Origin of the sequence: Marinagarivorans cellulosilyticus, assembly GCF_021655555.1 — a bacterium.
Classification (GTDB): Bacteria; Pseudomonadota; Gammaproteobacteria; order Pseudomonadales; family Cellvibrionaceae; genus Marinagarivorans; species Marinagarivorans cellulosilyticus.
In genome coordinates this window covers 359240-373733 of record NZ_AP023086.1, presented here as the reverse complement: position 1 = coordinate 373733, position 14494 = coordinate 359240, and the positions used below count along the sequence as shown (strand labels likewise).

Genomic DNA, 14494 nt, shown 5'->3' with positions numbered 1-14494 from the left:
AAAGGACTGACTTTCGGTAAGAGCAGCTATGCTTGCTCTTATATGAAATAAAAGGAAGGATCTAGAGCGTTTTTCCGGCGCGCATTATAGCTATCTATCCGCGCCGGCGATAGCCACCATCCGACCTTTGTCGCATCTCTCTTAAGGTATGTTTGACAATCTCGTAAATTCACCGAATACTTGAGCTATTACTAGGCCAGAGTCTGGCGTGGGAACCTACAATAACGAACAGCGCAGAAGCGCTAACCCTTGGAGACACCAAAGTCATGAAAAAGCTATTGCTGATCGCCCTTTCTACCTCTCTGGCCATGGGCGCTAACGCTGCAGATGAACGAAAGTTTTACGCCGGCGCAGCCGGCAGTTTCTGGAAAGTGTCTGACAAATCAACCGGGGACACTAATTTTAATCTGTCTTCTTTAGAGGGGGCATTCGGTTATGAAGCTCTGCCATGGTTAGCTGTAGAAGCGAGATTCGGCTTCGGTGTAGAGCGGCAAACTGAAGACTTAGGCGGCAACTACTCATCCGAAGTCACTATCAACGATCCAGACTCAACGACAACGCCTCCAGAAACAATGGAGGCAATTCGGTACACAGAAATACGCATGCCCATCAAGGCAGAGCTCAATTATTACGGTAGCATTTACCTTAAGCCACAAATGAAAAATGACGTGGCAGTGGTTTATGGGCTGATTGGCTACACAATGTTTGATGCAGACTTTAGTGAAGCAAGCTCAACCTACCAAGGCGACTACACTGGAGATATTAATGACCCCGCAACTTGGTCTTATGTTGAGGGCTCAGGCAACACAACCACCAATGAACCAGTCGAATATTCTGAATCAGAGGGCTCTTTTTCTATGGGTGTGGGTGTAGGTTTCTATTTTAAAGACCGCTATGTATTTAACATAGAGTATAAAAACCTAGTTCAATCATTACCTGTTGGCGATAGCGATACGACCTTGAGAATTAACGGTGTCACACTCGGAGTCAACTATAGCTTTTAAACCGTGATAATGGCAAAGCAACAAAAAAGCCCTATGGGGCTTTTTTGTTGCCTGTGTAAAAGCTAGCCAATCTAAATCACACAACGATACGTAGCTAGGCAACAAGTCAGGAGAAACTTATGCGCAATAAAATCACCGCTCTCATCGCCCTGTTCGCCATCACAGCCACGGCAGGCGCCAGCGAATGCCCAGAGGCATTTGATCAGAGCCTTCGCAAACTCCACAGCAAAGAAAATGCAAATCTCTGTGAACTTCATAAAGAAGGCAAGGCAACGCTGATTGTGAATACTGCTAGCCACTGCGGCTTTACTAAGCAATTCGCAGGCTTAGAAGAGCTTCACAAACAATATGGTGAAAAAGGCCTGGTAGTCATTGGCTTCCCAAGTGCAGACTTCAAACAAGAAGAGAAAAGCGAAGAAGGTACTGCGCGAGTTTGCTATGAAAACTACGGCGTTACATTTGTTATGTTCGAACACACAGCCGTAAAAGGTGAAGCTGCGAATCCAGCCTTTAAATACCTTGCCGCCAAAACGCAAAAGCCAAGCTGGAATTTCAATAAGTACCTTATCGATAGCCAAGGCAATGTTACCCACTACGGCAGCATGACAAGCCCAATGGATTCAAAACTTGAAAAAGCCGTGCAACAATCACTTAGCTTTTAAGTAAAGGCACAGCAGCGCAATGATATCTATGGCTATGGCCAACCAAACATGCCGCCATCGTTGCGGCGCTGCACTTCACTTTTCCCGCCTTTATCTTCTAGCATGTCAAAGTCCCTCACCTTACCGGCGCCCCCACTCACATCACACGCGACCCAGTATTCACGCGTATCGGCAGGGTCTGGACCAGCCTGCATTGTGGCTGTAAAAAAGACCTTATAGACACCTAAGCGCTGCTCCCAGCGGCTAGAATGACTATCCATGGTTAAGCGCTTTAAGCGCGGCCCGTAGCGCTCAGCAGTAAAAGCTTGGCACTCGAGCAATGCATCTGTGAAGGTCACATTGCGATAAACTTTACGCCCACCGGCAGAAAAGTGCTGCATATAAAACCACGAAGCCACAGCCACGCTAATAATCACTAACGCCATAGCTAATGCGGTTCGTATGTTCTGATTAGCCTTTTTTGCACGAACCATAAGCGCCTTTTGTTGAAGAGGCGCTCAGGTAGCCGCCTCACTAATCTGGACGATACACCGCCACATTACGATGCCCCTCATCCTTCAAATAAGATGCATGCAGCTCACTCATTACACCGCGGTCACAAAACAGCAAATACCGCTTAGTGGCATCCAGCTTAGAGTAAGCCTCATTTAGATTATAGAAGGGGATCACAAGCGCTGCCGGATCGAGGACCAATGGCTTTATTTCGATTTCTTCAGGGTGGCGAATATCAATAACAACATCGCCTTCTAGCGGCTGCGCAACAGAATCGACCTGCGCCTGCCCTTTTTCGACATCCGCCATTACAGTGTCAATTAACTGAGCCTTAGCGTTTTCTAACGCCTCTTCGAGCACGGACATATCCATGGCCGCCTCCGCCTCCTCAACCTTATGCAAGCGTAATGAGGCCGATGGTTTAACAGATATCACGCCGCAATACTCAGGAATACTTGCCGCCAAAGCCTCGGCCCCTATATCGCGAGCCACATCAATAATGTCGCCCTTATTCATCAGCGCTAAAGGCCTTAAAACCAGCGCGCTGGTCGCCTGATCAATGCACTTTAAGTTGGTCAACGTTTGGCTTGATACCTGCGCAACCGCCTCACCTGTCACCAACGCCTCCGCCTTCGCTCGCTGAGCCACCTGCTCGGCAGCCTTTAACATTAATCGCTTTAGCACAACCCCCATACACGACGGGTCCACTTTTTCGAGAATTTCCTTAACGACTCCCTCGAAAGGTACGGTAATAAACTTAACCCGGTGCGACGACCCAAAACGGTGCCAAAGGTAATACGCCATTTCTTTCACCCCCAGCTCATGCGCTTTGCCACCGAGGTTGAAAAAACAATAATGCGTTCGCAAACCACGCTTAACGCATTGATAGCTCGCGACAGTTGAATCAAAACCACCCGAAATAAGTGAAATCACATCGCCTTGCGTGCCAATAGGAAAACCACCTAAGCCCTGATGCTTATCCTCAATAACGTACAAAACATCATCGCGAAGCTCAAGCTGCACCGTGATATCAGGGTCACGCAGCTTTACCCCTGCCGACTCAAAGTTTTGATTTAATCCGCCGCCGACGTATTGCTCTAATTCAGTCGAGCTAAAGGCATGATTCCCTGTGCGCTTGGCTCTTACACGAAAGGTATGCCCCTTAAGTGCAGCCCCCCATATAGAGGCTGTATCCTCATAAATCTTGTGCAGGTCACCCGCTTCAAACGTGCGTACACGGGCAAAGTTAGCGATACCTGGAATACCCGACAATAAACGGGTCATCGCTAAAGCTGTGGCATCATCCTCATGCCCCCGAACGTTAACATCCAGCTTATCCCAATCTTGGCGAACACGAGCAGAAGCAAACTCCCGTCGCACAATAATCCGAATATTATCGGCCAGTTGCCGAGCCATTCTTTTTCGGACAGAAGGGCTTTTAATCGTTATTTCGGGGAACAAGCGAATAATAAAATGCATAATAATCACCAAAATGATGCAAAAAATACAAAATGCACCAAATAGATACACTTAATTTACGAAGAATGAATACCTGCGCCGGAGTTTCAAGCCCCTGCGGCCAAACGCTTATTATGGCATACAACTTGCCACTCAACCGCCACCTGTTGTCTCTTGCTAATTCCCCCATAAACACTTAGATTGTGCGGCCGAAAGCCAGTGATAACTCGCCCTGACTTTTTAATACTAAAAATCCCGTTTGGACCATTACGGAGGCCACCAAATGTCAGAGAACACTCTGAATCTGATAAAAGAAAACGAAGCCCGCTGGGTTGACCTGCGCTTCACCGATACCAAAGGTAAAGAACAGCACGTAACCATTCCTGTTTCTGAAGTGGACGAAAGCTTCTTCACCGAAGGCAAAATGTTTGATGGCTCTTCTATCGAAGGCTGGAAAACTATTAATGAATCAGACATGATCCTTATGCCTGATGACGATGCCTCTTTATTGGACCCATTCACTGAAGAGCCTACCGTTATCGTTCGCTGTAACATTGTTGAGCCTGCTACTGGCCAAGGTTACGAGCGCGACCCACGTTCTATCGCAAAACGTGCTGAAGAGTACTTGGCTTCTACTGGCATCGGTGACACTGCATTCTTTGGCCCAGAGCCAGAGTTTTTCATCTTTGATGACGTAAAATGGGGCGCTGACATGAGCGGTGCTTTTTACAAAATCAATTCTGAAGAAGCAGCATGGACCAGCGGCCAGAAAGTAGAAGGCGGCAACTTAGGTCACCGTCCTGGCATTAAAGGCGGCTACTTCCCAGTACCTCCCGTCGATTCACTACACGACATCCGTGGTGCAATGTGTAACGCAATGGAAGCCATGGGCTTAACCATTGAGGTTCACCACCACGAAGTAGCAACTGCTGGCCAGTGTGAAATCGGCGTTGGCGCAAACACTCTTGTTAAGAAAGCTGACGAAGTTCAGGTTCTTAAATACTGTGTTCACAACGTTGCTCACGCTTACGGCAAAACTGCGACCTTTATGCCTAAGCCTTTAGTTGGTGATAACGGTTCTGGTATGCACGTTCACCAGTCTATTACTAAAGATGGCACTAACCAGTTCGCTGGTGACGTTTACGCTGGCCTTTCAGACATGGCTTTGTACTACGTTGGTGGTGTAATCAAGCACGCTAAAGCTTTGAACGCATTCTGTAACGCCTCTACCAACTCTTACAAGCGTTTGGTTCCAGGCTTCGAAGCACCAGTAATCTTGGCTTACTCTGCTCGTAACCGTTCTGCTTCTATCCGTATTCCTTACGTAACATCGCCTAAAGGTAAGCGTATCGAAACTCGCTTCCCAGACAGCACCGCTAACCCATACTTGTGCTTCGCAGCCTTGTTGATGGCTGGCCTTGACGGCATCAAGAACAAGATCCACCCTGGCGATTCAGCCGATAAGGACTTGTACGACCTTGAGCCAGAAGAGTTAGCAGAATACCCAACTGTTGCATCTTCACTAGAAGAAGCGTTGGATGCATTGGATAAAGATCGTGAGTTCTTAACCGCTGGCGGCGTATTCACTGATGACACGATCGATGCTTACATCGAGCTTAAGAAGCAAGATGTTGAAGCCATCAACATGACAACTCACCCAGTTGAGTTCGAATTGTACTACAGCGTTTAATCTGCACTTCGCAGCTAAAACGACTAAGGGCGCCATTAAGGCGCCCTTTTTTATGCTCGCGCGGGAAGCTTTCGCTCCCCGCCCTGTCAACGCTACCTAGAAGCTAACGCCTTTCCGTACGCCTCAGCTTTATCGCCTACAATCAAATGCAATGCATCGCCAGCTAGCTTCATAACGCCGGTAATGCCCAAGTCGCTTAACGTGGATTCGTCAACTTTCGAAGCGTCTTTCACCTCTACCCGCAAGCGCGTTTTTGCAAAGGCATCTAGCTGGGTCACGTTACCTTGCCCACCTAGCGCAGCCAATATGGCCGCGGCTTTTTCAGCGCTATCGGCATCCACTACAGTCTCGGCAATATCAGCAGCTGCCGGAATATGGGTGGGTTGATTACCTGAACTCAGCTCAGCTTCTGGCCCCGCGGTTTCTAAGTAAATTTCCATATCGGTTTTCAAGTTTTCTGATGGTGGGCCAAAAATAGCCTGCGCATTATTGCCCACGGTCACTACAGCCGTTGCCCCCAAGCCTTTTAACTGCTGCTGATTAACTAACCCCATGTCCACCACACTAACGCGTAAACGGGTAATACAGGCATCCAGCGCAGTAATATTGCTCTTACCGCCAAACGCCAGTACTAAGTCTTGTGCAATACCACCGGCACGATCTTCGCGCTCTAGCTCTGCGGTATCTAACTCACGCCCCGGTGTTTTTAAGTTGAAGCCAACAATGGCAACTCTGAAAGCCACGTAATACACCACCGCCCAAATCGGACCCAGAACTAAAAACCACAACGCGTTTTGCGAGGGCCCGAAAAGAATCAAAAAGTCCTGCAAACCGTGCGAAAAGGTTGTCCCGTGCTTAATACCCAACTCAATACACAACATGAAAGCCGCAGAGCATAGAACCGCATGAATCAAATACAGCACTGGCGCCACAAACAAAAAAGCCAGCTCAATCGGCTCAGTAATGCCGGTAATAAATGATGTTAGCGCTGCTGAAATCATAATACCGCCCACTTTCACCCGGTTTTCCGGTTTCGCGGTATGCCATATCGCAATCGCAGCTGCAGGTAAGCCCCACATTTTAAAAAGAAAGCCACCCGCCAAGTTACCGGCTGTTGGATCGCCCGCAATATAGCGCTGTATTTCACCCTTCACGACTTCACCCGTATCAGGGTTAACAAAGCTACCCACTTCAAAAAAGAACGGGCTATTCCAAATGTGATGTAAACCAAAAGGAATCAGCAAACGCTCTACAAAACCATAAATGCCGAAAGCCATTATTGGGTTACCTTTCGAGGCCCATTCGGAGAACGTCTCAATCCAACCTCCAATCGGCGGCCAAACCACACTCATCACGCCACCCACCGCAATAGCGGTAAAGGAAGCAATAATCGGCACGAAACGTTTGCCGGCAAAGAAGCCCAAGTAAGCCGGCAACTGAACTCGGTGATAGCGGTTAAACAAAAACGCCGTAACACCGCCCGATATCATGCCGCCAAAAACGCCGCTATCGATCGATTGGATACCCATAATACTTTTGGTTTCGTAACCGAGTGCACCGGCAAAAACCCCCAAAGACGCCAACATAACCGCATAAAACAGCGCGGCAGCAAAACCAGCCACACCATCATTTTTAGCCAGCCCCATTCCCACACCAACAGCAAACAGAAGCGGTAAATTACCAAAAATAGCGCCGCCGGCCGCCTCCATTAACTGCGACACTACCTGCGGCAAAATCGCGTAATCCGCAGCACCAATACCCAGCAATAAGCCAGCAGCAGGCAATACGGCCACGGGTAACATCACCGCCTTACCAAATTGTTGCAACATGCCAAAAGCGGCATCTAAAAATTTCATAGTCGTTTCCTCTAATGGAAATTTTATTATTTGAATAAGGTTTAGTGTTGCTTATGTGCCAATAGCAATTCGCGCACTTGCGCCGCGCTGCCTACGCGCAATATTTTTTGGGCTAGCGCCTCACACTCGGCAATATTTTGATCGCGCACAGCAGCCTTTATGCGCGGCACAGACGATAAAGAACCACTCAGTTCATCAACGCCCAGCCCTAACAATACCGGCACTGCTAGTGGGTCGCTTGCAATCCCTCCGCAAACGCCCACCCAAGTATTGTGCTTATGCGCGCCCTCTACAGCGCGACCAATCATGGCTAATACCGCAGGGTTTAATGGGTCTGCCGATTTGGCCAATTCGGGGTGGCCGCGGTCAATTGCCAGTGTGTACTGGGTTAAATCGTTTGTACCCACAGAAAAGAAATCAACATGCTCGGCAAATTGCTCTGCTAGCATCGCCACGCTCGGTACCTCGACCATAATGCCTATGGGTATCGGCTTAACTCCCAGCGCCACGCGCTCTTCTTCCAGCAAGGCTTTCGCTTGAAGCAAGTCGTCTAAGGTGGTAACCATAGGGAACATGATATGGATGTTGGCCAATCCACTGGCCCGTAAAATAGCGCGCAGCTGCACCCTAAACATCACTTGGTTTGCTAAGGAAACACGAATGCCTCGCATCCCCAAAAAGGGGTTTTCTTCTTTCGCGATTGGCAAATAAGCCAGCGGCTTATCGCCGCCAACATCCAAGGTACGAATAATAATATTTTGATTTTTACCAAAGGCCGCTGCAACCTTGCTGTAGGCCTCAAATTGCTCGTCCTCGGTAGGTGCCTGCGTGCGCTGCATAAATAGAAACTCCGAACGCAGCAGCCCAACCCCCTCAGCACCAAACTGGCCTGCATTTTCGACATCAGCCACGTTGCCAACATTACACACCACTTCAATATGTTTACCGCACTGGGTTTTCGCAGGCTCTGTTGCCACCATAAGCGCGGCTTCATCAAGAATGTCTTCTGCTTCGCGCTCACCCACTAAGCGATCGACTTCTGACTGCGCAGGCTCGATGTGCAACATGCCATCATCGGCACGCAGCATTACCGGCAAGCCATTGGCCAATGACAACGCACGCTTATCCATGCCGGCAACAGCGGGGATATTTAAAGAGCGCGCAATAATAGCGACATGGGACGAGGCCCCTCCCGTTGCAGTGCAAAAGCCAAGAACCCGCTTAGGATCCAACTTGGCAGTATCCGATGGTGTTAAATCATCAGCAATTAAAATTACATTGTCAGGAATAGTCCCACTTTGCTCCGCATCGCCTGTTAATAGCGAAAGCAAGCGGTGGCCAACATCGCGCATATCCGTCGCGCGCGCCGCGAGCAATACATTTTTAAGTTTGCTCAACTGCTCGGCTTGCGCCTCAAATGCGCTATGCCACGCCCAAGCTGCACTTTTGCCTTGAGCAATTAAATCGAGCACCTTAGTTGCTAGCTCTGGGTCTCCAAGCAACTCACGATGGGCGCTAAAAATCTCACGCTGCTCGTCACTAGCCGCCGACTGCGTTAATGCCTGTAAATCAGCATCGGCTTTGGCTTGTGCTTGGCTAAAATATTCTTGCTCTAGCGCTTTGCCTTCGCCTTGCTCTTGCAACGAAATCTCTGCCCGTTGTAACTGCCACACCTGCCCCACTGCAAGCCCAGGCGAAGCACACACGCCGAACAATTTGCCATCGTCTGGCAAAACAACATCATCTACCTTTTGCGCTGGTGCGTTATTTTGTGAAGCTTCGGGAGCCGATATTGGCTCACACTCTTCACCCAAGCCGCTATTGAGAAGGGCAGTTAACGTTTCTATCGCCTGCTCTGCATCTTCGCCGGCCGCCGATAAATACACGCAATCGCCACGATCTAACTCCAAGCCCATTAAGCTCACCACACTTTTAACATTCGCGCTGGCGCTCCCTTTGTGCAAGGTAATAGCACTGGAAAAAAACTTGGCTTTGCTTGCTAAAGTTGCGCTTGGGCGGGCATGCAAGCCTTGGTGATTAGGAATAAAGACTTTAGCCCCAGTAACTACCGAGGCGGCATCGCTGTGTGCAACATTAACAGGCGCTTTAAGCTTTAAAGTTAAAACTGGCGTAGTGCCTGCAACCGCTGCGCCTTTGCCATACTCCAATCCGCTAAGCAGCTCACCGTTGGTGATTAATATTTGCGTTAACAAGCTCGTCGCTTTAGTTGCGACATAATCTGCATCAAAGCTCAGCAGTAAATCACCAGGCACTACGTTATCACCCTCGGCCACGTGCGCTGTAAAACCAACACCCTTTAAAGCCACCGTATCAATGCCTACATGCATTAATATCTCTACCCCTTCTGGCGTTTTTAAAGTCACCGCATGACGCGCGCGATGAACTTGTAAAACAACACCGGCGCAAGGCGCAATTAGCTCCGAGGTTATCGGATCAATACTAATGCCATCGCCAACCATCTTTTGTGCAAAGACTGGATCTGGGACCTGTTCCAGTGGCACCATTGGACCACTCATTGGCGCCGTAAGCGTCAATTCCTGAATAAGCATGCAACCCCCCGTTCATACTTGGATTGTTATTGTTATGATTGGCGGCAACCATAGCCGGTGCCATAAAACGGCGCAAGGCACAGGCACTAGAATCGCTGAAAACTAAGGCATAAATAGGTTAAAAAACACATGGATACGCACAAAACTATCAAAACCTACCGTTCGCTGGCTGTCTTTGTTTTACTCTTTAGCCCAGTTAACTACAGTGCCGATACTTTCGCTGCGGTCTATAAATATCAGGACGCCAATGGCCGCTGGCAATTTAGCGATAAACCACCTAAAGACAAAAAAACAAAAATAGAAACGCTTGAATTCGAAGCCGCGCCAGAAAACCCTTTCGAACTTAAGTTTGATTACCGCATACACAATAAACAGCACATTGCCGATGTGCTCAACCCGTTCCATATTCCAATTGAGATACAGGTTAGCTTTGAAGAATATTCACAGCTTGATACAACCCTAATAGTACCGAGTAATAGCCGCGAAACCATTTATTCGGGCGCTGCGCCTACGCCACATTTTACTTACCGTTACGTATGGGGCGACCCCGCAAAAAAACCATCGCTAGCGAATTACCGGCTCCCTGTTCGCTCACCAAGCAAGCATTACATATCACAAAGTTTTCATGGCCAGTTTTCACACCACACACAACCCAGCCTGTACGCGGTTGACCTTGCGCTACCCATTGGCACCGATATTGTCGCCGCGCGTGAAGGCACTGTAATACACGTAAAAGATGATTACGCCTTTGGCGGCGCGCGCACCTATTTTTTGGATAAGGCCAATACGGTTTCGGTATTACATGAAGATGGCAGCTACGCCACTTACGCGCACCTACTTATGGGTAGCGCAGCAGTAAAAGCCGGGCAAACCGTGGCGGCGGGTGATATGTTAGGGCAATCGGGTACTAGCGGCTATTCCACTGGGCCACATTTACATTTTGTAATTCGCAAAAACGCTGGGTTTAAAACAGAATCTATTGCGTTTAAATTTGAAGACGCTCGCGGCGCTTTTACCCCACAGCGCAAACAAAAAATTTGCCCCTGCCCATAAATGGAAAAAGCCAATAGCGCGGTAGGCGCTATTGGCTTTTGGCTAGTACTCACTCATTTATTGTGTGACGGTGCAAACCTCAACGCTCACATCATTCACTTGAGCGGCTAGCTCGCGATTGGTTTCACCACCATAGCCACCAATACTGACATAATAATCATCGCAACCAACAAATTGATAAACCGGATACCATTCTTGCGCACAGCTGTAGGCGGTATTATTCGCTGCCAAACGCTGCATTACGGCAACTGGTGGAACTTTATCATTTAGGGTAGCTGCGCAACTGCCACAATTAGGGTCTGTCCAAGCTCTATAACTATTTGCCAAACGTATCCATCGCGTATGGATCGACCAATAAGAATGCTCGTCAGTGATTAGCTCTGCGTGATTAAAACCAACATCAGACGATGTTGCCAGCCCTTCCCATGGCGAACTGATTTGAATTTCAGGCCCAGAATTAGTACTGCGGCTCGCATCAACATGAAACAAGGTTTCTACATCGTTGCCACTGCCACTTGTAGCGCCTACAAACTTAGGAACAGGCTCATTGCCGTGCAATACATTTTTCAAATATAACCCGGCCAAATCTTCGCGATAAATTGTGGGACCATTACTTTTATCTTTAACCACTTTATTTTTAAAGCGCAACAAATCACCCACTTGCGGCGTAGTGCCATCCCAATCGACACAACTAATATCGACTTCTGGTGGAGGTGGAGGTGGCGGAGAAATAGAGTCCGTACTGCGGGCATAATGATCGTAAGGGTTACCCGAATAGGTAAATTTCAAACCAACATCCGCTGCACTTTTGATACTTAAATCACACTTATTTTGACTTTTGTAATAATCAAAAGACTTACAGATAAATTCAGATTCATCTTCACAGGCTGTTTTGCACTGTTCAACCGACACGTTGGTTAAATGCCGGTTGTTATAACCGCTAATGGCCGCCTTTGGAATACGAGAAAAGTCTGTTGTTTTAGCATAGTGATCGTACGGGTTACCAGAATAGGTGTATTTTAGCCCGCCAACATCCTCTGCACTTTTGGCGCTTAAATCACAAGCATTTTGATTTTTATAATAATCAAATGATTTACAGCTAAAGCTTGTTTCTGTAACACATGCATTTGAACACTGCTGTACAGAAACTCCCGTTAGATGTTTATTATTGTAACCGCTAATCGCAGAGTTAGGGATTTTAACAAAGCCGGCGGCAGAAGCCGGCATTACAATAAACAAAGACGACGATGCCAAAAGGCTCGCCACTAAACTTTTCCCATTTTTAATTGCAAACTGGGCATTAATCTTCGGCATAACGTTTCCTCTAATGTGGTGTGTTGGCTTGTATAAACAAGTTTCAACAGATTAGTTCACCAACAAAAAAACGTTATTACCGCACATTACAGCATTAGTTTGTCGAGGCGGATTAATCCCACGCTAATGCTTTTTTAATAACAGGGGCCAAAATAGCGGCAGCCTGCTGGTGGTATTGCACATTGGGGTGCCAGTCGCAGCCGAGCTGCTCCAACGCAGGTTTAGGTAGCACCACATAATGAACCTTGCTATTTGATGCATAATTTTTTTGATGGTAACTGCGATACAAATCCACAATGACTGGCATTGAATTGTCTGCCAATAAAAAGATCGGCGTGTCACCGTAATATTGCGTTACTCGATTGATTAAATCAGTGAGTGCCTGTTGAAATACAATATGATCAGGGTGCGGCTCCGTACTAAAGTCATTTGTGCCAAGCTTAATAACAACCGCATCTGGCTGCCATTGCGTAAAATCCCAAACGCTATTTTCATCATGGAAAAGCACACGACCGTACAGGCTAGGCATTGGCTCGTCAGACACACGGTTTTTATCGCCGTAATTGCGCACCAAGCCACGGCCCGATACCGCACTCATATGCGCTTCGGCCTCTAATGCAGAGGCTGTAAGAGCAGCATAAGATAGCGCATTGTTTTCATAGGGTCGCAGGCTATCGCACTGCGTCGATGTTCCCTCGTTACCGTAGCCTACCGTATAGGAATCACCGATAAATTCTATTTTCCGAGCTTTCAGCGCGGGCTTTGACAATAGCTCAGCTTGCGTATCAAGCGCTAAACCGCGAAAGGTTGTAACCCCAAAATGAGGATCATTACGGCGCTGAATAATCACTTCGTGCGACGTTGAATTAGCACTACTCGGTAACGCGATGATATGCTCTTGTATGCCAGCATCAGGTCGCAATATTTGCAAAACCTCACCATTAACTACAATATTGTAATCACTTCCGCCGCCATCCATAAGTAACGTAAACGCACTGCCTTTTATTGCAAAGCGTATTTCAACACCCGCCCAATCGAACCGCATTGCGCCATCTTTATATTGCATACGGCCACTATAATGAATGCGGGGATCACTCGCTTTAATGACATTGATTGAAGAAGCCGACATCGTTTTGCTTTCGCTTTTATTGCCTGAAAATGAACTACAAGATACAAGAGCAGTGGCCAATAGTATTAACGGTAATACGCGAGATATTATTTTCATATTCAACTCTGTTAAAGATTATTAAAATATTACCCTTCAAATTCTAGCTTAGAACAATGCGCTTACCACCCAAACGGGCCGACTCCAGTGCACCTTCCACAACACGAATATCCATTAAACCGTCTAAGCCCGGCACCATAACAGGAGAATTTCCCAGTATAGCGGCTGCATCATCATCCATTTGCTGGGCTTGCTGATTAGCAATCGTTTTATTCAGCAAAATACCATCGCTGGTTTTGCCTTTTACACCGCTGTAGCTTTGCATAGGGTCTAATTCATACCAACCTTTTGTGGCAGAAACCTTTAAAAGGTTGATATTTTTACCCACGTGGCACTCACATTCAGCGCTAATTCCACTGGGAAATTCTAAAGTGAATACACTGCTTTCGTCGCAGCGCTTAAAAATATCTGGCCTTGGCGTAACGTGCTTGGCGGTAATTGCAGTAGGCTCTAGACCTACGGCGTAACGCGCAGCATTAATGGGGTAAACGCCCATATCGTACATAGCACCGCCACCACGGGTGCGATCCATGCGCCAATGCAATGGGTTTTCAGATCCATTACCGGCATAACCTGCCTGCGCAACAACCGACTTAATCGCACCGTATGGTTTTTTCTTGGCGTAACTGATAACTGTGCGGGTATTAGGCTCGTGTTGCAAACGGTAACCTATACTCAGCTTCACTTTATTTTTTTCACACGCTGCAATAATATTTTGACATTGCGTAACATTCATCGCCATTGGTTTTTCACACCATACGTGCTTGCCGGCATTTGCTGCAATCACTGCATATTTTTCGTGTAAATAAGTTGGCACAACAATATACACAACGTCAATATCTGGGTTATCCGCTATTGAGTCTAAATTGTCGTAGTGATAAATATTTTTATCTTTAAGATTATATTTTTTCTTCCATTCAACCACTTTTTCTGGGCTGCCACTCACAATGCCACGTAACTCACAGTGCGAGGTTAACTGTAATGCTGGCGCTAACAAATCGCGACTATATTGCCCCAAACCTACCAGCGCGACACCCAACTTTTTCCCTTTACCAAAAGCAAACGCTCGGTTAGATAACGCCGTGGCGCCCAACAGTGTTGCACCGTTAATAAAGTTTCTTCGTGTTGCCATAGCAAGCTCCTCACAATTTGCGGTATTCGATTAAGGCA

11 protein-coding genes are annotated in these 14494 nt (G+C 47.5%); 4 read left to right on the top strand and 7 right to left on the bottom strand.

The features are described 5' to 3' along the window. Positions 1-266 precede the first annotated feature (266 nt). Both MARGE09_RS01335 and MARGE09_RS01330 read left to right on the top strand, forming a co-directional pair. Positions 267-1004 (top strand): outer membrane beta-barrel protein, encoded by a 738-nt coding sequence (locus MARGE09_RS01335; protein WP_236985570.1) that lies wholly within the window; start codon positions 267-269, stop codon positions 1002-1004. 119 nt (positions 1005-1123) lie between these two features. After that, positions 1124-1666 carry a glutathione peroxidase gene (locus MARGE09_RS01330; protein ID WP_236985569.1) on the top strand — a complete coding sequence of 181 codons (543 nt, stop codon included), beginning with the start codon at positions 1124-1126 and terminating at the stop codon, positions 1664-1666. A gap of 32 nt (positions 1667-1698) precedes the next feature. Here MARGE09_RS01330 and MARGE09_RS01325 read toward each other — a convergent pair whose 3' ends face one another. Then, the gene (locus tag MARGE09_RS01325) at positions 1699-2139 is read right to left on the bottom strand and encodes a hypothetical protein (RefSeq protein WP_236985568.1); all 441 of its coding nucleotides are present in this window, start codon (positions 2137-2139) and stop codon (positions 1699-1701) included. A gap of 40 nt (positions 2140-2179) precedes the next feature. Then, positions 2180-3637 (bottom strand): tRNA uracil 4-sulfurtransferase ThiI, encoded by a 1458-nt coding sequence (thiI, locus tag MARGE09_RS01320; RefSeq protein ID WP_236985567.1) that lies wholly within the window; start codon positions 3635-3637, stop codon positions 2180-2182. A gap of 262 nt (positions 3638-3899) precedes the next feature. Between thiI and glnA the strand changes: the two genes are divergently transcribed. Then, positions 3900-5306, top strand: coding sequence for a glutamate--ammonia ligase (gene glnA, locus MARGE09_RS01315; RefSeq protein ID WP_236985566.1), 1407 nt, complete (start codon positions 3900-3902; stop codon positions 5304-5306). A 92-nt stretch (positions 5307-5398) separates the two neighbouring features. Here the strand turns inward: glnA and ptsG are convergent, their stop codons facing one another. Together ptsG and ptsP are read right to left on the bottom strand one after the other, a co-directional pair. Further along, complete coding sequence (gene ptsG / locus MARGE09_RS01310) at positions 5399-7162, bottom strand: PTS glucose transporter subunit IIBC (RefSeq protein WP_236985565.1); 1764 nt, start codon at positions 7160-7162, stop codon at positions 5399-5401. Positions 7163-7203: 41 nt separating this feature from the next. Beyond that, a complete protein-coding gene (ptsP, locus tag MARGE09_RS01305; protein ID WP_236985564.1) occupies positions 7204-9732 on the bottom strand; it encodes a phosphoenolpyruvate--protein phosphotransferase in 2529 nt (842 codons plus the stop codon). A gap of 129 nt (positions 9733-9861) precedes the next feature. Between ptsP and MARGE09_RS01300 the strand changes: the two genes are divergently transcribed. Beyond that, complete coding sequence (locus tag MARGE09_RS01300) at positions 9862-10785, top strand: M23 family metallopeptidase (protein ID WP_236985563.1); 924 nt, start codon at positions 9862-9864, stop codon at positions 10783-10785. 57 nt (positions 10786-10842) lie between these two features. Here the strand turns inward: MARGE09_RS01300 and MARGE09_RS01295 are convergent, their stop codons facing one another. The 3 genes from MARGE09_RS01295 to MARGE09_RS01285 form a co-directional block, all read right to left on the bottom strand. After that, the gene (locus MARGE09_RS01295) at positions 10843-12099 is read right to left on the bottom strand and encodes a PAN/Apple domain-containing protein (protein WP_236985562.1); all 1257 of its coding nucleotides are present in this window, start codon (positions 12097-12099) and stop codon (positions 10843-10845) included. Between the two features lie 112 nt (positions 12100-12211). Then, the gene (locus MARGE09_RS01290) at positions 12212-13324 is read right to left on the bottom strand and encodes an SGNH/GDSL hydrolase family protein (protein WP_236985561.1); all 1113 of its coding nucleotides are present in this window, start codon (positions 13322-13324) and stop codon (positions 12212-12214) included. Between the two features lie 43 nt (positions 13325-13367). Beyond that, a complete protein-coding gene (locus MARGE09_RS01285) occupies positions 13368-14456 on the bottom strand; it encodes a Gfo/Idh/MocA family protein (protein ID WP_236985560.1) in 1089 nt (362 codons plus the stop codon). Positions 14457-14494 lie beyond the last annotated feature (38 nt).